This is a genomic window from Pseudoalteromonas sp. Ps84H-4 (genome assembly GCF_024124645.1).
In the GTDB taxonomy this organism is placed as follows: Bacteria; Pseudomonadota; Gammaproteobacteria; order Enterobacterales; family Alteromonadaceae; genus Pseudoalteromonas; species Pseudoalteromonas lipolytica_C.
In genome coordinates this window covers 33,165-53,813 of sequence record NZ_JAMXSK010000025.1, presented here as the reverse complement: position 1 = coordinate 53,813, position 20,649 = coordinate 33,165, and the positions used below count along the sequence as shown (strand labels likewise).

Genomic DNA, 20,649 nt, shown 5'->3' with positions numbered 1-20,649 from the left:
TTATGAATGAAGAAAATCTAGAGAGCCTTTGTTTAGGTTGGTTTAGGGAAAATCATTGGGATATTCTTCATGGGCCTGATATTGGTCCAGATGGCAACAATCCTCTGAGAAAAAATTACTCTGACGTTATCTTAGAAACTTACTTAAAATTAGCATTTGAAAAAATCAATAACCATATTCCTGTTGTTCAAATAGATATCTGCTATGAACAGTTTAAAGCCATTATATTAAAACCTGATTTTTTTGATTTAGTTACAAGTAACCGTTCTTTTCATCGTTTCTTGTTGCAAGGAGTTCCTGTTGTATATAAGGGAGCCGATGGTGAATCGATACAGGATCATGTTTTTATTATCGACTTCGATAACTTGAACAATAATCTATTTACTGTCGTCAATCAGTTCACGATTACTGGCACCAAACAGCCACGTCGGCCTGATGTCATTTGTTTTATCAACGGCTTACCGATTGCTGTTCTTGAGTTGAAAAGCCCAAGCGATGAAAATGCCGATATTTGGGATGCCTTTAATCAACTGCAAACCTATAAAGATGAAGTCTCAGACCTTTTTATCTTCAATGAGGCGCTAGTAGTCAGTGATGGTTACACCGCTCGGGTCGGCTCTCTAACTGCTAACCAAGAGCGTTTTATGCCTTGGCGCACTATTAATAATGAAAACGATAAACCTTTACTGGAGTGGCAGCTAGAAACCATGGTTCGCGGTTTTTTTGATCGTGAGTTGCTGCTGGATTACATACGATTTTTTGTATTGTTTGAAACAGACGGTGAGACGATCATTAAAAAGATTGCTGGTTATCACCAGTTTCATGCTGTGCGAGAAGCGGTAAAGACGACAGTCATTGCGGCTCAGCAAATTGATGGCGTAACAGAGAAGCGGGCAACCTATGCCGATGAGGTAGTACCTGGTAGTAAAAAAGCAGGTGTGGTTTGGCACACTCAAGGCAGCGGCAAAAGTATTTCAATGTGTTGTTATGCCGGTATGTTGCTTCAACAAAAGGCTATGAATAACCCAACGCTGATTGTTGTTACCGACCGCAATGATCTAGATGGTCAGCTCTATGCCACGTTCTGCAACGCAGTTGAGCTCTTGAAGCAAACGCCTGTTCAAGCATCTGACCGAGATGCGCTAAGACAGTTGTTAGCTGAAAGAGAGTCTGGCGGCATCATTTTTACCACAGTGCAAAAGTTTGCCCTGCTTGACGACGAGAAGCATCATCCAATACTCAATGAGCGTCACAATATAGTTGTTATCTCAGACGAAGCACACCGCAGCCAATATGGCCTGAAAGCCACCTTAAGTGCAGATGGTCAATATAAGTTTGGTTACGCCAAGCATATGCGCGATGCGCTACCGTCTGCTTCCTTTATTGGTTTTACTGGTACACCCATTTCACAAGAAGACAAAGACACTCGCGCTGTATTTGGTGGCTATGTGTCCATCTACGACATTCAAGATGCAGTAGATGATGGCGCAACCGTTCCTATTTATTATGAGTCACGCTTGGCAAAGCTTGATTTGAACCATGCTGAAATCGCTGAGTTGTCCGATCAAGTTGATGAAGTGGTAGAGGACGAAGAGGACGTCAGCAACCGTGAAAAAACTAAGGGGGAATGGAGCCGTCTTGAAAAGCTTGTTGGTGCGACTCCTAGATTAAGCCAAGTTGCAGCTGACTTGATCGAGCACTTTGAGACACGCAATGCCACTATGGATGGTAAAGCCATGATAGTGGCTATGAGCCGTGATATCTGTGCGCATCTCTACAATGAGATTATTGCACTGCGCCCAGAATGGCATTCGGATGATCCTGAAAAAGGGGCGATTAAGATTGTGATGACAGGGTCAGCTTCGGACAAGCCACTTTTGCAACCCCATATTTATAACAAAAAAACCAAAAAACGCTTAGAAAAGCGCTTTAAAGATATGAATGATCCTCTGAAGTTGGTCATTGTCAGGGACATGTGGTTAACGGGGTTTGATGCGCCTTGTTGTAACACTATGTACGTGGATAAACCGATGAAAGGCCATAACCTGATGCAGGCCATTGCGCGGGTTAACCGCGTATTTAAAAACAAGCCAGGCGGTTTAGTTGTTGACTACATTGGTATTGCTAACGAGCTTAAGCAAGCATTGAAAACCTATACAGACTCTAAAGGTAAAGGCGAGCCAACACTCAATGCAGAAGAAGCGTTTTCCATTCTTTTAGAAAAAATTGATGCTATCCGTGGCATGTTTGGTAAAACACCAAAATCCGATGGTTTGGACATATCGGGGTATGAAACTCAAGCGCACAAACTATTGGTGCCTGCCGCTAACTATGTACTTGGCTTAGAGGATGGCAAAAAGCGTTTCTTAGACTTAGTGTTGGCGGCAACAAAATCATACTCACTATGCAGTACCTTGGATGAGGCTAAAGAGTTAAGGAAAGAAATCGCCTTTTACTCAGCCATTAAGGCCGCCATCAGCAAATTTACCAGCGTAGATAGAAAGCGCACTCAGGAAGAAAAGAACTCGGCACTGAAACAGATCCTAGATAACGCAGTGATCGCCGAAGGCGTTGCTGACGTGTTCGCACTTTGTGGCTTGGACAAGCCCAATATTGGTTTGCTATCGGATGAGTTTTTAGAAGACGTGCGACAGATGCCGGAGCGCAACTTGGCCGTTGAATTACTTGAAAAACTACTCAAGGATGACATTAAAGCGAAAACACGTAATAACGTTGTGCAAGAGAAGAAATACGCAGACCGCTTGCAAGAAACGCTTAGAAAGTACAATAACCGCGCCATTGAAACAGCTCAGGTCATTGAAGAACTTATTCAAATGGCCAAAGAGTTTCAGGAAGAAATGATGCGCGAGGCTGAACTGGGGTTAAATCCAGATGAAATCGCGTTTTATGATGCTCTAGCCAACAACGAAAGTGCAGTACGTGAACTTGGTGATGAGATCCTTAAAAAGATTGCCGTCGAAATCACAGACAAACTCAGAAAATCGACCACGGTTGATTGGCAAGTTCGTGACAGTGTTCGAGCTAAATTAAAAATACTCGTGCGCCGCACTTTACAGCGTTACAAATATCCACCTGACAAAGCCGCTGAAGCTGTAGAGCTTATTTTGAAGCAGGCTGAGACATTGTCGAATTCATGGACGAAATAAAGGGTGCTTTTATAGATGACAACAAATAAATCTAATTCATTCTGGTTTGTGGGTGCATCCTACGGCAAAGGTAGTGAAGACCAAACGGAGCGTTTTCTCAACGATGGCGTTTGGCAAAATGGCTATGAAGATAAATATCTCGATGTAGTCCGCAGTATGCAGCCGGGCGACAAGATTGCCATTAAATCGTCATATACAAGAAAGCGAGAGCTCCCTTTTGATACTAAAGGCCAGACTGTTTCAGTAATGGGGATCAAAGCTATTGGTGTGATTACCCGTAATCATGGCGATGGCCGGTTTGTCGATGTTGAATGGCAACCACGCTTTGAGCCTGTTAATGAATGGTATTTCTATACCAATCGCAGCACTATTTGGCGCGTTTCTCCCGATGATTGGATGACAGAGGGGCTTATTGACTTCACTTTCAATAATAAACCCCAGGATATAGATCGTTTTCGCAATGCTCCCTATTGGAAGGAGCGCTTTGGTGATACCCCTGTCGATAAACAGCGTTTTAAATGGACCCAATTTTACGAAGAGTTTGCCGACAAGCTATTAACTTACAAGGATGATCGTGCTTCTTTAATGGCAGCCATCCACGATTTACCGAACAAAATTGAAAGCATTTCTGTCCTTCAAGATCAGCCTAAGGAAGGCACAAAAGATTTGCTAAGTGATATTTGCCCGTTTACCGTCTTCGGCCTGTTTAACCGGGGCATTACCGATGCTAACCGAATAGCCATCGCAAGCGAGCTTGCTGCTTTTTTGAAAGTTGAAACGCCTGTTCCTAATTCCTTTGAAGGTATCCCTGTTGTTAATAATCAGCGCTCTTGGTTTTTTGGATACAAATACCGACGGGGTGAACATGACATTGATACACTATGGAACCTTTTTGAGGCCGCCATAGAACACGCTAATAACTCAGAAACTGATACCGCAGAGGCACTTTACGATGCTTATGAAACTGCGACTAAATGCTGGGGAACCGGCTGGAACCTCTCAATGGGGCTGTATTGGATTAGACCATGGAAGTATCTGACACTTGATGGCCAATCACAGGCATACATCACTAAAAAGCTGGGTTTAGAAATAGGCAAGAATGGCGAAAAAGGTCGCTGTAGCTCAAGAGATTACTTCGGTCTGATTGATGATCTAGAAACACGATTTCAAGAGGACGCCTACCCCGTACACTCTTTTCCAGAACTGTCGCTTTCGGCCTGGCTATTTAAGGATACCGACACATCCGCTCATCCGAATGCTACTGACCTTGATGACGAGGAGCTATCGGCAGAAGAAGACGAAGTTGCTGTTCAGACTGCGCCTATTGAACCTTATACAATTGACGACATCATTGCCGATGGTTGTTTTCTTGAAAGAGAAAGCATCGCAAAAATAATTACTCAGCTTAGACATAAGAAAAACCTTATTCTCCAAGGCCCTCCGGGAACTGGTAAGACATGGCTCGCAAAGAAACTTGCATATGCGTTAATGGGCCAAAAGGACGAAAACTCTCTACGCGCTGTTCAGTTCCACCCCAATCTATCATATGAAGATTTTGTGCGTGGTTGGAGGCCATCAGGCGAAGGAAAATTAACTCTCGTTGATGGTCCATTTCTGGAAATGATTAATGAAGCCAAAAAAGATGCGAGCAGCAAACACGTAGTCGTTATCGAAGAAATTAACCGAGGAAACCCTGCTCAGATTTTTGGCGAAATGCTCACATTGTTAGAGGCTGACAAGCGCACGCCAAGTGAAGCTTTGGAGCTTAGTTATCGTCGAGCTGAAGGCGAAAGAATTCATATTCCCGCTAACCTTTATGTTATTGGCACTATGAATATTGCCGACCGCTCATTAGCACTTGTTGACCTTGCTCTACGTCGCCGATTCGCATTTTTTGATCTTAAGCCAACGCTCGGTGAGGCATGGCGCAATTGGGTTCATAGTAAGGCTGGTATTGATAACGATTTTTTGCAGTTAATTGAACAGCGCATAGTCTCACTAAATAACGAGATTTCAAAAGAACGCAACTTGGGCCCTCAGTTTAAAATCGGCCACAGTTATGTAACACCACCGTTAAATACAAAGATTGAAGATGCTGCAGCATGGTTTCAAGGTGTCGTAGAAACTGAAATTGGACCGCTTCTTGAAGAATACTGGTTTGACGATATAGAACGCGCTATCAAATCCAAAGACGCTTTGGTTGAAGGCATCTAATGTCTGCCGTTATTGAAGCGAAAAGCCAAACTACTTCGTCGAGACGATTAGGAAAGATTCCTGTTCGTAACCTGTGGTTGTTGATGCTCTATGCTTCGGACCTTTATCGCCACCTTGGCACCAATAAAGTCGACGTAGAAGACAACCCAGAAGACATAGCAGATTTGGTTGCCGAGATTCTCTGCCATCAAGTTGAAGAACGCATGATGCGAAATTTAAGCTATGGGTATGAATCGAAAGTTGCTGTAATCAATCGAGTTCGTGGACGCATAGATACCCTAACCACCGAGCGGCAAAGGCTACTTGAAAAAGGTAAGGTATGCTGTCGCTTTGATGAGTTAACGGTAGATACTCCCCGTAATCGTTATGTTAGATCTGCATTAGAACGATTATCAAAGCTGAATATTAAACCAACTCTTGCCCATAAATGCCGAGCCTTAATGCTGAGTTTAGAACGTCTAGGCGTGAGCAAGGCAAAGCCAATAAATTACAGCGGAAAGTCGGAAAGATTTGGACGCCATGATATTAGCGATCAGAAGATGGTTGCTGCAGCCGATTTGGCTTTTTCACTCGCTATACCCACAGAGTTTGACGGTCAATTTCATCTAACAGCTCCTGACACTCGAAAAGAGTGGCTTAGAAAATTGTTTGAAAAAGCTGTAGCGGGTTTCTATGCCGTAGCACTAGATAAAAGAGAGTGGCGAGTATTGGCTGGCAAACAGTTTGATTGGCAGATATCAGATAAAAGCTCAGGGATAGACGAAATTCTTCCCAGCATGAAAACAGACATCATTATCGATAATCGTTCACCAGACAAGCGTTTGGTAATCGACACAAAATTCAATTCAGTGACCACTAAAGGTTGGCATAGGGAACAGACTCTTCGCAGTGGTTATATCTACCAAATGTATACTTACCTTAGAAGCCAGGAAGACACTTCAGACCCCAAATCACTTGAAAGTATTGGCATGTTACTTCACCCGACAGTAGATAAAGAAGTCGCTGAGATGGTAACAATTCAAGGCCACCCAATATGGTTTTGCACTGTTAATTTAGGTGAGTCAGCTATTTCAATCAGAGAGCGCCTACTTGCTCTTTTACAAAAGAGTTTCCAGGAGAAAAAATAATGGTCACATTCGATCAACTTATGCTACCGCTAATAAAGGCATTAGTGAACCTTGGGGGCTCAGGCAGTATCGACGAGATATACGAAGAAGTTGTCGAGCTTGAGAAGTTTGATGAGGGTACTTTGGCTGTTCTGCACAACCCTGAAAAAAGTAGCCAAACTGAAGTTGGATATCGATTAGCATGGGCTAGAACCTACCTGAAGAAAGCTGGATACCTTGAAAACTCATCTCGTGGCGTTTGGGCACTTACAGATAAAGCTAGACAGGAACCGGAAATCGATAGCAGAGAAATTGTCAACTTTGTTAGAGCACTGGACCGCAAGCCTGAACAGACTAATGCTACGACATCTACTCCAGAACTGTCGTCCGATGACTCCCCTGAAGAGGCTATGCTTTGGCGTGAAAAACTGCATCATGTGCTAATTGAAGAAATGAGCCCGGATGCGTTTGAGCGACTAACACAGAGGTTATTGAGAGAATCAGGCTTTATCCATGTTGAAGTGACTGGTCGCACGGGTGATGGTGGTATCGATGGCAAAGGAATTGCCCGAATCAACGGTTTGATGAGCTTTCATATCGCTTTTCAGTGTAAAAAGTACAAAGGTTCCGTTGGGGCTCCCGAGATCCGTGATTTTAGGGGCGCAACCGTTGGTAGAGCTGATCGTGGGATGTTTATCACTACAGGTAACTTTACAAAAGCTGCGATTGAAGAAGCCAACCGTGATGGCGTTGCTCCGATTGACTTGGTCGATGGTGATCAGTTAGCCGATAAGCTTAAGGAACTTAGTTTAGGCGTTAAAACAGAGTTAGTTGAAAAAGTAACAGTTGATCCTGGCTGGTTTTTAGGTCTTTAACTGTTAATAAGCACCAAAGGAACTCCAACGTGCATTGTCTAGTTCTTGAATATATGCGGTTAAATACGGCCACTCACATAACGGAAAGTTAGAATGAATCCTGAAAAATACAATAGAAGTATAAGCTTGCTTTGCCCGACTTGTGGCTGTTCAGACTTTTCATACGAAGACGGTTGCGATGAAACAATACAAGTAATGACTTGTGCATCTTGTGACCGAGAGTTTAATAAAGATGAGCTTATTCAAGAGAATAGCGAAAATATTGACGAGCACCTTTCTGAAATCAAGGAAGAAGTTTTAAAAGACGTTCAAGACGAACTACGTAAATCTTTAAAAAAGGCTTTTTCTGGTAGCAAGAATATAAGGATTAAGTAATGCCAGTAACTATTGATGCAGGTGATGTGATAGCTGGATTAGCTTTCCTTTTATCTGGCTACGCAACATGGCAAACGGTCAGCTTTAATAAGAGGCAGAAGTCACTTGTCGAAAGCCAGGAAAAGCTAAACACCATTCTCTTGGAAAAAGAAAATGAAGATGCTCTGAAAGGAAAACAAGCTGACCTTGGTGCATCAATTATAAAACTTGGCAGCAGTAAGTATCGGCTTAAGGTTTGGAATAAAGGTGCTGCTACTGCAAGAAACGTCAGAATTGAGTTCCCCGAAGGTAACGATTTAGTTATTGAATCAGAAGTGACTGACAAATTTCCAATGGAAAGCCTCGAAAAGTATCAAGCCGTTGAGCTAATAGCCGCTGTTCATATGCAAACGAAACGAAAGCATGTTGTTCGGCTAGTTTGGGAGGATGATGCCCAGTCTTACAATGAAAAGCTGTCTTACCCCACACTGTAATGTAACTGTCGGTTTTCTCACTAGAACGAAGACAACTACAGATAAATGCATATTTCTTTCGGCTATCTAACATCTTCAGTTGCTACAGAACCTTCACACTATCGTGTCGGAGGTTCACTATGTTCAAAAACCTATTTTTTCAAACCAAAGCACTACCAGAACTGTCATCGCAACTGGATACAGAAATTCCACGCTACCCGCCATTCCTGAAAGGGTTGCCAGCTGCGTCCCCCGAGGATTTGCAGTCTACACAAGACGAGCTAATTGCCAAACTGCGCCAGGTACTTGGCTTTAACCTGCGTGATTTTCAAAGGCTAATTCAGCCCTGCATTGATCATCTGGCTGCTTATGTTCATTTGTTGCCAGCTTCTGAGCATCATCATCACAGTGGCGCTGGTGGTTTATTACGTCATTCGTTGGAAGTTGCTTTCTGGGCTGCACAAGCTGCTGAAGGGATCATCTTTGTTGCCAGTGGCACACCGGTTGAAAAAAAAGAGCTGGAACCAAGGTGGCGTGTTGCGGCGGCATTAGGCGGTTTGTTCCATGATATTGGTAAGCCTGTTTCAGACTTGTCTATTACAGACGAAGATGGACGCTATCAGTGGAACCCTTTTTTAGAAACCTTATCCCAGTGGACCACAAATAACAGCATTGAACGCTATTTTATTCGCTGGCGCGACGGACGGTGCAAGCGGCACGAGCAATTTTCAATTTTGGTTTTAAACCGGGTGATGACACCCGAGTTGCTCGCCTGGTTAACCCAACCGGGCCCTGAAATTTTGCAAGCCATGCTGGAAGCAATTGGCAATACCGATCCAGAGCATGTCCTGTCCAAATTGGTTATTGAAGCTGACCAAACCAGTGTCCAGCGAGACCTGAAAGCTCAACGCATTTCCGTTGACGACAATGCCCTTGGTGTCCCAGTCGAACGCTATCTACTTGATGCCATGAGGCGATTACTTGCCAGTTCGCAATGGCTGGTTAATCAGCGAGATGCCAGAGTCTGGGTACGAAAATCCAATCAATCAACCCATCTTTACCTGGTTTGGAAAAGCGCGGCTAAGGACATCATTGAGCTGTTGGCCAAAGACAAGATACCTGGCATTCCACGAGATCCCGATACCCTTGCGGACATCCTCATTGAGCGAGGATTGGCCACTAAATCCACCTCAAATGAGCGATATGAAAGCCTTGCCCCTGAAGTGCTGATCAAAGACGACAAGCCAATCTGGTTAGCCATGCTGCATATAGTTGAGGCCGATTTATTGTTCAGCTCGAATGTACCAAGTGGTGTGACACTGTTTAGTAAACCTGATTGGGAAGCAACACAGCAAACACAAGCAGAGCCTCAGAGTCGCTCCAGTGAGCATTTAGACTTGCCTGAAGCGTCATCATCAATTGAACTCAGCAATTCGGCTGAGTCGCCATCGACAAAATCATCCGAACAAGATGATGAACTTCGTCATGCCAGTGATGTTAATCACCTTCAGGCAACTGAAAATGTTCCGGGTGATGGATGCGAAAAGCCTAACGATTCAAACGATGCCACTATCTCAAATAACGTAAACCAGCACGATGCAGACGCATTTAATCTCCCTGAATCTTTGGCGTGGCTCCCAGAGGCCAGCAGTGCGTTGATTATGGCTGGTGAACAGATACTGATCCGCTATCCCGATGCCGTAAGACCTTGGTGTGCACCCCGAAAACTGCTTGCTGAACTAAGTCGATTAGATTGGCTTGAACTAGATCCCGCAAACCCGACACGTAAGGCCAGAACTGTGACTACGAATGATGGCGTTCAGGAGCAAGGGTTACTGCTGAAAGTATCGATTTCTAAAGGGCTAATTGCACTGATTGACCTTTCCAAACAAGACGCAGAGTCAGTGGAACCAATTCAGAACGAAGAGGCTTCACAGCGTCCGAGTCGAACTGAGACAGCCAATGCCCAAGCAAAAGAGCCCGCCACAAGAGCGGAGCGTAAGCAAAAGCCGATTGCGCCCAATGCGAACTCAAGTACAGACCTCAAACACGCGCAGCGGCAACAGGTGGTTAATTTTGTGAAAGATTTGCCCATCTTACTGACCGATGGCAATTACCCAGACGTGGATCATAGTGCCGATGGTATTCGCGTCACGATTCAAACCTTACGCCAAGTCGCCAATGAGCATGGCATTCCAGCCGGACAGCTACTTCGGGGGATCTCGGCCAGTGACCAATGCCAGTTTGATGAGGGGAAAACGGTTCTGTTTACCGCTCACGCTAAACGTTAATCCATTTGAAGTTAAGCGGATTGTAAACGGTTATTTTGCGGAGCATGAATGAAAGAAAACGCATATGAGATGCCCTGGCGCACGAACTATGAAGCCATGGCAGTAGCAGGTTGGCTGGTTGGAGCAACTGGGGCAATTGCCGCAGAAATGCTGACTGAGCTACCACCTGAGCCATTTTGGTGGATGACAGGGATTTCCTCGGGCATGGCGTTGTATCGCCTGCCCGAGGCTTACCGTCTTTATAAACTACAGAAGGGGCTAAAAGGCAAACCATTGGCTTTTATGGAGCTGTCGCATTTACAAAAGGTGATGGCAAAACATCCTGATGAATTGTGGTTAGGGTATGGCTTTGAGTGGGATCAACGTCATGCCCAACGCGCTTATGAAATCTTAAAGCGGGATAAGCAAACCTTGCTTAACCAGGGGCACGGTAAGCAAATGGGTTCGACCTGGATTCATGGTGTTGAGCCCAAAGAAGAAGATGTGTACCAGCCAGTTGGTCACACTGAGGGGCATACCTTAATTGTCGGCACGACCGGGGCAGGGAAAACCCGATGCTTTGATGCGATGATCACTCAGGCCATTTTGCGCAATGAAGCCGTGATTATTATTGACCCCAAGGGAGACAAAGAACTTAAGGATAATGCACAGCGAGCCTGTATTGCCGCCGGTAGTCCTGAGCGCTTTGTGTATTTTCATCCGGGGTTTCCAGAGCATTCGGTACGGCTTAATCCCCTGAGGAACTTTAACCGGGGTACTGAAATCGCCAGCCGAATTGCGGCATTAATTCCATCTGAAACCGGTGCTGATCCATTTAAAGCCTTTGGCCAAATGGCACTGAATAACATCGTGCAAGGTCTGTTGCTTACTTCTCAGCGTCCTGATCTGAAAACACTGAGACGATTCTTGGAAGGTGGCCCAGAAGGCTTGGTAGTAAAAGCCGTCACGGCATGGGGTGAGCAGGTGTATCCGAACTTTAGTGTGGAGATCAAGCGCTTTACCGAAAAGGCCAATACCTTGGCTAAACAAGCCATGGCGATGCTGCTTTTCTACTACGAACGCATTCAGCCCGTTGCCGCCAATACCGATTTAGAGGGGCTATTGAGTATGTTTGAGCATGACAGAACCCACTATTCCAAGATGGTGGCCTCATTGATGCCGGTGCTCAATATGCTCACTTCAAGTGAACTTGGCCCACTGCTATCACCGATTGCAAACGATGTGGATGACAGCCGGTTAATTACGGATTCTGGCCGTATTATCAACAATGCCCAAGTGGCCTATATCGGGTTGGATTCATTGACCGACGCCATGGTTGGCAGCGCCATTGGTTCGTTGCTTTTATCCGATCTCACGGCTGTGGCCGGTGACCGCTATAACTATGGTGTTGAAAATCGTCCCGTAAATATCTTCATCGATGAGGCGGCTGAAGTCGTCAACGATCCCTTCATTCAACTGCTCAACAAAGGCCGTGGCGCAAAAATGCGTTGTGTGATTGCTACTCAGACCTTTGCTGATTTTTCAGCTCGTACAGGCAGCGAAGCTAAGGCCCGTCAGGTGTTAGGTAACATCAACAACCTGATAGCTCTTCGGGTGATGGATGCCGAAACGCAGCAGTACATTACCGACAATCTGCCTAAGACTCGGTTGCAGTACATCATGCAAACTCAAGGTATGTCGTCCAACTCGGACAGCCCCGCGTTGTTTACCGGCAATCATGGCGAACGCTTGATGGAGGAAGAAGGCGATATGTTTCCACCGCAGTTATTAGGCCAGCTTCCCAACCTGGAGTACATCGCCAAGCTTTCAGGTGGCCGCGTGATCAAAGGCCGCATTCCTATTTTAACCAGCTCTACACAGGCAGCATAAGGAGTCTGTATGCATCATTCTGTCTGTCTGAAAATGACAACACTTACCAGTAAAGAAATGCTCGCTCAGTGGCAGCAACATAACCCCCAGTTCAAGGAAACCTTAAGACTGCTTGAAACCGACTGGCCTCATGCTTTGGCCTCGGTGTATTGCTTGGCGGACTACTTAACGGATGCGTTCACGTTAGATGGCCATTCCATCTTTGATTTGTGTCTGTGTAATGGCTTGGGCAGTTATGAAGAAGTCAGTTGTGATGATGACAGTGTACGCCTGTGGCATTTCATTGAGGCGCTTACCTGGACTGCTGCCAGTGCTTTAACTGGGATTCGCCTGCGTGATCCTGACCATTTCGAGTGGGCCGCCGTGGATGGTGTGTATTTCCACACCTGGATTCGTAATCGTCCAAATCGGATGGCGTATTTGGCTGAAGGACGCATCGAGGTGCGTTATGTCAGTGGTCATACGACGACAAAGCGGCTTCAACAAGTGATTAAAGCCCGGATTATGACGCCAACCGTTGCAGCCATGCTGGCGCGAGTAGAAGAGGATGTTTGGCATGAGCAAGCATAAGTCGGTTTGGCTGCTGTGTCTGGCACTGATGCTGGAGATTATTGCCATTGGCGTGTTAGTGCCCGGTGATTGGACTGGCCGGGTCATCAGTAAAGAGAAGCAGATGATCCAAAACCAATTGGGCGCACAAACAAGCTATTGGATTGGTCAAACTAGCCATGGCTGGTATCAATCATGGGTTGTGGATACGCAGATGGAGCAATCTGTGCGTGATTTTCTAATCCCCAATGAAGAGCAGCGACTGCGCTCTAAAGGGATGGAGAACATGGGAGGCTTTTGGTTTGTCTGGGTGGAAGACCGTATTCAGGCATTTTTTGATGTGTTGTACCAAGTGTTCACTCGATTTGCTTTGCTGATGGTCTGGTTGCCCTTTGCGCTTATTCTCATGTTACCGGCGCTGTGGGACGGCTTGATGACCTGGAAGATTAAGAAAACAACCTTTGATTTTTCGAGCCCTATCATTCACCGCTATAGCATGATAATTCTGGGCTCAGGCATCATCTTGTTATTTATGGGATTGTTCGCCCCGCTGGCTATTCCACCGGTGGTGTTACCGTCGCTGATCATCGGTTTGGCATTGATGGCGGGGTTGGCGTTAAGTCACTTGCAGAAGAAGATATGAGGCCCATCAGGCCTCATCTTGTAGAGCTAAAACCTTACGCCTACGGTATTGCCGTTCTCGTCTTCAGCAGGCAAATGGTAAGTATCAATAAGGTGGCCTTGAAGCCAAATATATTGAGGCATCCAAAAAGAGTACTGTCGTATAAGAGCCAATACTTCTTTTAACGGTTTGTTTGCATGAGGCTCGGCAAGACGAAAGTACATGAATGAGCAATCATCTCGAAAATACTCATGAAGCTCTGAATCCGATAGCGTTTCTTTTAGCGGTCTGTTTTGTTCGTCGTCCTCATCAGGGGAATTGGCATAAATTTCAAATAGCTGCTTTTCAGTGAGCATCTCCAAGAAGTGGTCTTCAATTAAGACCCCATCACTGGTATCGACATCCATACCATCTTTGACATCAAAAGCCATGACACATCCAGAAGATAATGCCACTTCTGATGGTTTCAGTACGTCATTAGCTTGTACAACCTGATTCCAATGATTAAAACCAGCAGTTACTGCAATTTCATCGAGTGCTTGAGTGTGTGGAATAGATTTTTCACGTTTAAGCTTTCGTGCTTTTTGCTTTAAACGTTCAACCGTGGCAGAGGAAATGATTTTAGTAATTTGCATTGAGTTTCTCCTATTAGCGAATACGGTGCCCACTGCCGAGGTCGCAGAAAAAACCTAAGCAAAAAATAAATTTGATATGCATGTCGTCCCGTCCGGGTTTGCTAAAGTGGGCAGCTGGTCTCGACACGACCAATATCCCCATCATATCAACCGCATCAAAAAGATCAATTGTTAGTATTGTCTGATTAGAACCCTCAAAACCTTCAAGAATTCGGCATCTAGCTGACCACTGAAGCTGCCAATCCCGAGGCATCCTTCACTTCTCAATTCAAACAACGAGGAGTGACTATGGAACCTGTAAATATTCCATCCTATATCGATGACCCGCCGCACTTCCTGCTTTGGAGTGCCGATGAGATGGCTCCCATTCTGTTGGGGCTAGTGATCGGCATTTTTACCGGTAATGCCTTGGTTTTATGCCTGTTGGGGTTGGTGACAACCAAGCTCTATCGGCGTTTTCGTGATGGCCGCCCAGATGGTTTTATTCTTCACGCCATCTACTGGGCTGGACTGTTGCCAACCAAAGCCAAGACGATCCCTAACCCATTTATCAGGAGCTATCTGCCGTGAAGTTCGACGTGTTTTTAAAATCATGGCAAGGCACGCAATTAGAGAACCGATGGCAACGGTTCCTGATTGCGGTGCTGGTGCTATCTAACTTGCTTCTTGCGGTAGCGGCATTTTCTCGCAATACCGTGGTAGCCATTCAACCACCAACTTTGTCTGAAACGGCTGAAGTGTCACGAAACCAGGCCACTCAGCCTTACTTGGAATCCTGGGGGCTCTACCTGGCTGAGCTTATGGGCAACGTGACGCCGGGTAATGTGTCTTTTATCCGGGTTGCTATTGAGCCGCTACTTTCTCCAGCGGTGTACCAGCAAGTGGTCGATGCACTGGAGATTCAGGCAAGACAGATCCGTGAAGACCGAGTCACGCTCAAATTCCAACCCAGACAAGTGGAGTATGAGTATGAAACCGGCCATGTCTTTGTGACCGGTTATTCCTTGGTCTCTGGACCATCTGGAGATGAACAGCGCCAAACTCGCACCTATGAGTTTGACATCGATATTGAGCAATACCGTCCAAAGCTCAGTTGGATGGATACGTATGAGGGGCAAGCTAGAACGAAGCGCGTTCGTGAAAAGTTGACCCAAGAGCAAAACCGGAGGGTGAATGATGCGAACCAAAATTAGTCGATGGATAACACCAAGCTTAATCGCAATGAGCTTGAGTGGCGTCCTGTTATCTCAAGCGTCGTATGCAGACGTGGAATTGCCAATTGTGCCAGCCAGTGTGATGAAGCAGTCCGCTACTGGAAATCCACCGGTTCAAACCAATTCGGTTGCAACGGATGTGCCAACAACGCTACTAATGACACCGGGAGTCAATGAACTGATCCCTGTGGCACTTGGCCATCTGAACCGGATTGTGACACCGTTTGAATCGCCTCAGGTGAGAACAACCAGTGATGCTCAGACGCAAATCAAGGCGAATGTTGTATATGTGGCCACGGACAAAGAATCACCGGTTTCACTTTACATCACTCCGCCTGGTCAGGAAGCGCCAGCATTATCTGTCACCTTAGTACCTCGTCGTATTCCACCGCGTGAAATTACCTTAGCTATTGATGGTCAGCAGTGGCCTATTAAGGGCGTCGTGAACCGCAAAGCCGCCACTTGGGAAACGGCTCAGCCATACGTCGATAGCTTACGTGATTTACTCAGACGCCTTGCACTAAATGAGTTACCACAAGGCTATGACATCCGTTTAGCTGGCCAAACTGACACAAGCCCGAAATGTTTTCAGCCGGGCTTAAAGTTTGGTTTTAAGCAGGGGCAAATTGTGACGGGACATTACTTCACAGTCTATGTAGGACTGGTTGAAAGCTTTGCCGATGAGCCGATAGAAGCCAGTGAAATAGCCTGTCATGCACCAGATATAGTGGCAAGCGCTTACTGGCCTCGCAATATCTTGTTGCCGGGTGAAAAGACTGAGTTGTATGTGGTTGTTCGCAATCATCGTGAAGAACCAGTGGAAAGTCAGCGACCTTCGCTTCTTGTGGGAGGTAAGTAACGATGAAAGCACAATGGGAACAAATGAGCCCGAACATGAAGCGGGGTCTATCGGTTGCTGGTATTGCTGGTGGTCTGATCCTTATGGTGATGGTGTTTTCACCTAATCCTGATGATGGCGCGAACAGTCGGAACCGGCAGGAAACGATCCGGCACATTCTTACGGATACCAATACTCGTGATGTTGGGGTCGATAGTTTGGCTGCGAACGTGAAACTACTCAGTGAGCGCAACGAGCAGTTACGCCGAGAAGTTGAACGCTTGCGTCGTGACGTTGACTCAGGACGGTTAAGCCCCGGTTCGCCTTCTATACCAAGTGAGGTCAATGCGGAGTTGGCTCGTCTTCGAGCGGAACTTGATGATGTTCGCGCTGGAGGTGATGCAGCAGTTGAAGGCACAAATAGCCGTTTCGAAGTGCCTTTATCTGCCATGGAATTGCCTAAAGAAGAAAAGCCACTGCCGTCTAACCCAGACGACTATTTTGCCAATGCGCCGCTGCCTGATCCGCTCTATCAGCAGCCAGTCAATGGCCAAGGCACACGAGCACGGGATGTTCCATTGCCGCCAATCACGATTCGTATGATTGAGCCTGAAGTGGTTGCTGAACCAGAGGTTGTTGTGCAAGAAGCGCCGCCTTTGTATTTACCGGCGGGCAGCATCATCTCAGGTACTTTGATCACAGGTTTGGATGCCCCTACTCACGAGTCCGCAAGACGCGAACCTTTTCCTGCATTACTGAGGATTCAAAAGGAAGCCATTTTACCCAACCGATTCAGAGCGGATATCAAAGAGTGTTTCTTGATCGCCGCAGGTTACGGTGATTTGAGCTCTGAGCGTGCCTATTTGCGAGGCGAGACCATTTCATGTGTGAGAGAAGATGGTGGCGTCATTGAAACGCGACTGGATTCTTATGCCGTGGGTGAAGACGGTAAAGCCGGTATTCGTGGCCGATTAGTGTCGAAACAAGGCCAGCTGGTGGCCAAATCGATGATGGCCGGATTCCTTCAGGGCTTGGCAGGCGCATTTGATGTGAATCCTGTACCAACGATTCAGACGGGTAATGCCGGTGATACTCAGTTGTACCAGCAAGTCATGAGCCAAGAAGCATTACAAGGCGCTGCGATTAAAGGCACTGGTAAAGCATTGGATCGAGTGGCCAAGTTCTATTTGGACATGGCAGAAAATATGTTCCCAGTCATAGAGGTAGACGCTGCAAGGAAAATAGAAGTCATAGTCACTCGTGGGGCCTCGTTGTCGTTGGCCACTTCGCAAGGGGGAGGTGCAAGAAGATGAAAAAATCCTGCATGTTGCTAACCGATCGAAGTCCGTTTCAGACAATAAGATGTGTATCCAGAGGAGAGTTAACCATGACGACATCAATGCAGAACAACCCAAAGCACCAGTCAAAACAGTGGTCTAAAGCTGGATTACTTTTATTGGCAGTCGGCTCAACCTTATTGTCTGGCTGTAGTTCATTGGGTCTTGGGAGTAGTGAATATGGATGCCCAGGTATGCCTGACGGTGTGCGCTGTTTATCCGCTCGTGAAGTCTATGAGCTTACCAGTAATGGCGCTGCACCCAAGACGATTGATGCTGTGGCGACTCGAATTGGTTCTCCCTCTGGGTATTCACAATCTGATTTAGAGACAGGACTGCTGAGCCATCCAGCATTACCTGAGACGCAGCAATCTGCACCTATTCGCATTCCTTCAAGGGTGATGCGAATTTGGATTGCGCCTTGGGAGGATGACCGTGGAGATCTGAATTTATCCAGCTACGTGTTTACCGAAATTGAACCGCGCCGGTGGGATATTGGGGTGTCAGCACCTCGAATGGTTTCGCCTGTGCTACGTCCACTTCAGACTCAGAGCGATTCAACCTCAGCGGGAGCTGATGGTAAGCGCGATAACTTGAGTATCTACGGAGAAACTAACGAATGACAAATGCAGTTCGCACCATTCAAACTCAGCGCCTAATGACCATTAGTGCGCTTGGTTTGATGGCGTTAATGATTTCGGAGCCCTCATTTGCGGGCACCGGTGGTGATGCTTTCACTGATGTGTGGGATACCCTAAAAGACTGGACCCAAGGTACATTGGGACGGATCGTAGCGGGAGCCATGGTTCTGGTGGGTATTGTGGGCGGTATCGCTCGCCAAAGCTTGATGGCTTTTGCCTTGGGCATTGGTGGCGGTATGGGTCTCTACAATACGCCAACCGTCGTTGAAAGTGTTATGTCTGCAACCTTACCTGTTGTTGCTAGCACTCAAGAAGTCATTGGCACAACAGTTCCAGCAATCAGCGCCGTTTTACTGGGCACCTGAATGTGAGCCACAGTAGGCAGTTCACTTAAGGTAATCAAACTAGGTCTACACAACATCGGGTTATTGGTGATGTTGTGTAGACCTTTTCATTTCAACAACGCCGCATTAGCGGGTTTGGTTTACATTATTTGGTATATTAATGCCTAAAGTATTAAAATCCCTGTCAAAATAAACTAGATGGTTTATACTGTTCGTGATATTCATACCTTGGGTGTTAAAATGTCATCTAAAATAAACTGGCTTGTTGCTCATACTTCTCCTGGTGCGCTAGTACTTCAGCAATGGCTGACTGAAAACGGTGTGAGCTATTCCTTGGCTCAAAAGTACGCACAGAACGGTTGGCTAAAGAAGCTATGTTCTGGCGTGTATTATCGTCCAGATGCACAGGGCGATATAAAGCCAACTTGGGTTGATGCCATTCAAGCATTAAATGTGCAATTGGGCGTTTCAGTTCATTTGGCTGGATTGAGCAGCTTAACTCACCAGGGACTGAGTCACTATTTACAGCTGAACAAAGAGCGAGTTTGGATTTGCGTTAAAAACAAGTCGTCCTTACCCAAATGGTTTCGTGAATTCCCTTATCAGAATTGGTTTTACTGTGGAAACCATAAGCTTGAAGTGAATCCCGAGAAAGATTTGAAAAGGATCACGGTTAAAGAGAAAGAACTCACTGTCAGCTGTGCAGAACTTGCTGCCTATGAAGTGGTAGACGGGATTGGGAAGCTGATTTCATTTGAGCATGTCGCAGAATTATTTCAGGGTTTAGTCAATCTAAGCCCTAGAAAAGTACAAGATATTCTTGAGCGAAGCAGCTCTGTTCAGGCAAACCGAATATTTCTATTTCTGGGTCGGTACTACGATCACCAGTGGGTCAATCGCATAGATGAAACAAGAATTAAATTGGGTGCAGGAAAGCGGCAGGTTGTCGAAAAAGGACGTTTTGATGAGCGATATCAAATCACAGTGCCAGAGATATTAAGCGTCAAAAAAGGTGAACAACATAATGGATAAAGATAGCCCATATTACAAACAGGTTTCCTTGCTCATAAGAATGCTTCCTGTGGTAGCAACAGAGACAGTTTTTGCACTTAAAGGTGGCACCGCTATTAATTTATTTGTGAGAGATTTTCCTCGGTTATCTGTAGATATTGATCTTGCTTATCTTCCACTTGAACCAAGAGATGAGGCTTTGGTTAATGTCAGGGCTGCATTGCAGCGCATTACAGACAGAATAAATACTCAACCAGATATCCGAGCGGCATTTCAGGATAATAAAGCTGATGAACTGAGAATCGTTGTATCAAGTCCGGTTGCGACAATCAAAATTGAAGTGTCGCCCGTCGCCAGAGGTACATTGCATAGTGCAGAGATAATGCCAGTTCAAGAGTCTGTTGAAGACGAGTTTGGTTATGCTGAGATTCAGGTAGTCAGTCTTCCCGATCTGTATGGTGGGAAATTGTGTGCTGCAATGGATCGCCAACATCCTCGCGACTTATTTGATGTGCGTATGTTACTTGGCAGTGAAGGGATTTCGAGAGAGATTTTAGTGGGCTTTTTAACCTATACACTAAGTCATCCTCGGCCTATTAATGAAGTCATGTCGCCAAACTGGCAGCCTCTGAATGAGAAATTTCAGGCAGAATTTGACGGAATGACTTTTGAAAAAGTTGAATGCGCAGACTTAGCCTCTGTTAGGCCTATGATGTTAATGGCGCTACAAAAACATTTCACAGAAAGGGATCATGCTTTCCTTATGTCATTCAAAAGAGGGCAACCTGATTGGGCATTGTTTGACTATCCTAATGCAGCAGACTTGCCAGCGATTCGTTGGAAGTTGCAGAACATTAACAAATTGGCAAAGAATCAAGCAAAACATCAAGAGCAATTAGATAAATTGAAGCAAGTGCTTGATGATTGGCTTGTTAACGCAAACGCCGAGTAATTCGTTTATAACAAACCTCAACGAGCTATAAGCCCCCTAGTTAGATTGCGATTTCTTCAATCTATCTAACCGAGTCCACATAGGTGTAAAAAAACGGGCTCAGCTAAACCGGTTGGCTAGCAACGGCGCTTCTGTCATCGCTTGTAGGCGATAAAAG

General features: G+C 45.8%; 19 protein-coding genes. 18 read left to right on the top strand and 1 reads right to left on the bottom strand.

The window, feature by feature from the left end:
- Positions 1–2 precede the first annotated feature (2 nt).
- The 10 genes from NH454_RS18635 to NH454_RS18590 all read left to right on the top strand — a co-directional run bounded on the left by NH454_RS18635 (position 3) and on the right by NH454_RS18590 (position 13,541).
- Positions 3–3,167, top strand: a complete 3,165-nt coding sequence (locus NH454_RS18635) for a type I restriction endonuclease subunit R (protein WP_048609060.1) — start codon at positions 3–5, stop codon at positions 3,165–3,167.
- Between the two features lie 15 nt (positions 3,168–3,182).
- Complete coding sequence (locus NH454_RS18630) at positions 3,183–5,381, top strand: AAA family ATPase (RefSeq protein WP_048609058.1); 2,199 nt, start codon at positions 3,183–3,185, stop codon at positions 5,379–5,381.
- Positions 5,381–6,508 (top strand): 5-methylcytosine-specific restriction endonuclease system specificity protein McrC, encoded by a 1,128-nt coding sequence (gene mcrC / locus NH454_RS18625; protein WP_001277095.1) that lies wholly within the window; start codon positions 5,381–5,383, stop codon positions 6,506–6,508. The genes NH454_RS18630 and mcrC overlap by 1 nt, the downstream gene beginning before the upstream one ends.
- On the top strand, positions 6,508–7,362 hold the full coding sequence (locus tag NH454_RS18620; protein WP_000255863.1) for a restriction endonuclease: 855 nt from the start codon (positions 6,508–6,510) through the stop codon (positions 7,360–7,362). Before mcrC ends, NH454_RS18620 begins: the two co-directional genes overlap by 1 nt.
- 93 nt (positions 7,363–7,455) lie before the next feature.
- Positions 7,456–7,737, top strand: coding sequence for a hypothetical protein (locus NH454_RS18615; RefSeq protein ID WP_001067695.1), 282 nt, complete (start codon positions 7,456–7,458; stop codon positions 7,735–7,737).
- Entirely contained in the window at positions 7,737–8,210 is a 474-nt protein-coding gene (locus tag NH454_RS18610; RefSeq protein WP_001145412.1) for a hypothetical protein, read from the top strand. The genes NH454_RS18615 and NH454_RS18610 overlap by 1 nt, the downstream gene beginning before the upstream one ends.
- A gap of 119 nt (positions 8,211–8,329) precedes the next feature.
- On the top strand, positions 8,330–10,480 hold the full coding sequence (gene mobH, locus NH454_RS18605; RefSeq protein ID WP_253039925.1) for a MobH family relaxase: 2,151 nt from the start codon (positions 8,330–8,332) through the stop codon (positions 10,478–10,480).
- A gap of 48 nt (positions 10,481–10,528) precedes the next feature.
- A complete protein-coding gene (gene traD, locus NH454_RS18600; protein ID WP_048609054.1) occupies positions 10,529–12,349 on the top strand; it encodes a conjugative transfer system coupling protein TraD in 1,821 nt (606 codons plus the stop codon).
- Between the two features lie 9 nt (positions 12,350–12,358).
- Entirely contained in the window at positions 12,359–12,919 is a 561-nt protein-coding gene (locus tag NH454_RS18595) for a hypothetical protein (protein WP_000546513.1), read from the top strand.
- Entirely contained in the window at positions 12,906–13,541 is a 636-nt protein-coding gene (locus tag NH454_RS18590) for a DUF4400 domain-containing protein (RefSeq protein ID WP_045611026.1), read from the top strand. Before NH454_RS18595 ends, NH454_RS18590 begins: the two co-directional genes overlap by 14 nt.
- Positions 13,542–13,567: 26 nt before the next feature.
- On the opposite strand, the gene NH454_RS18585 is transcribed toward NH454_RS18590, so the two are convergent.
- On the bottom strand, positions 13,568–14,155 hold the full coding sequence (locus NH454_RS18585; protein WP_085285720.1) for a plasmid-related protein: 588 nt from the start codon (positions 14,153–14,155) through the stop codon (positions 13,568–13,570).
- A gap of 288 nt (positions 14,156–14,443) precedes the next feature.
- On the opposite strand from NH454_RS18585, the gene traL reads away from it, so the two are divergent.
- From traL to NH454_RS18545, 8 genes are all read left to right on the top strand, one after another.
- Positions 14,444–14,725: a type IV conjugative transfer system protein TraL gene (traL, locus tag NH454_RS18580; protein ID WP_000433889.1), complete on the top strand. Its 282-nt coding sequence runs from the start codon at positions 14,444–14,446 to the stop codon at positions 14,723–14,725.
- Positions 14,722–15,348: a TraE/TraK family type IV conjugative transfer system protein gene (locus NH454_RS18575; protein ID WP_000667170.1), complete on the top strand. Its 627-nt coding sequence runs from the start codon at positions 14,722–14,724 to the stop codon at positions 15,346–15,348. Before traL ends, NH454_RS18575 begins: the two co-directional genes overlap by 4 nt.
- Positions 15,332–16,228: a type-F conjugative transfer system secretin TraK gene (locus tag NH454_RS18570; RefSeq protein ID WP_048608549.1), complete on the top strand. Its 897-nt coding sequence runs from the start codon at positions 15,332–15,334 to the stop codon at positions 16,226–16,228. Before NH454_RS18575 ends, NH454_RS18570 begins: the two co-directional genes overlap by 17 nt.
- A 2-nt stretch (positions 16,229–16,230) precedes the next feature.
- Positions 16,231–17,520, top strand: coding sequence for a TraB/VirB10 family protein (locus NH454_RS18565; RefSeq protein WP_085285719.1), 1,290 nt, complete (start codon positions 16,231–16,233; stop codon positions 17,518–17,520).
- Between the two features lie 74 nt (positions 17,521–17,594).
- Positions 17,595–18,167 carry a type IV conjugative transfer system lipoprotein TraV gene (gene traV, locus NH454_RS18560; RefSeq protein ID WP_139175592.1) on the top strand — a complete coding sequence of 191 codons (573 nt, stop codon included), beginning with the start codon at positions 17,595–17,597 and terminating at the stop codon, positions 18,165–18,167.
- A complete protein-coding gene (gene traA, locus NH454_RS18555; protein WP_048608546.1) occupies positions 18,164–18,550 on the top strand; it encodes a TraA family conjugative transfer protein in 387 nt (128 codons plus the stop codon). Before traV ends, traA begins: the two co-directional genes overlap by 4 nt.
- A 219-nt stretch (positions 18,551–18,769) precedes the next feature.
- Complete coding sequence (locus NH454_RS18550; protein WP_169631891.1) at positions 18,770–19,561, top strand: type IV toxin-antitoxin system AbiEi family antitoxin; 792 nt, start codon at positions 18,770–18,772, stop codon at positions 19,559–19,561.
- On the top strand, positions 19,554–20,492 hold the full coding sequence (locus tag NH454_RS18545) for a nucleotidyl transferase AbiEii/AbiGii toxin family protein (RefSeq protein ID WP_169631892.1): 939 nt from the start codon (positions 19,554–19,556) through the stop codon (positions 20,490–20,492). The genes NH454_RS18550 and NH454_RS18545 overlap by 8 nt, the downstream gene beginning before the upstream one ends.
- Positions 20,493–20,649 lie beyond the last annotated feature (157 nt).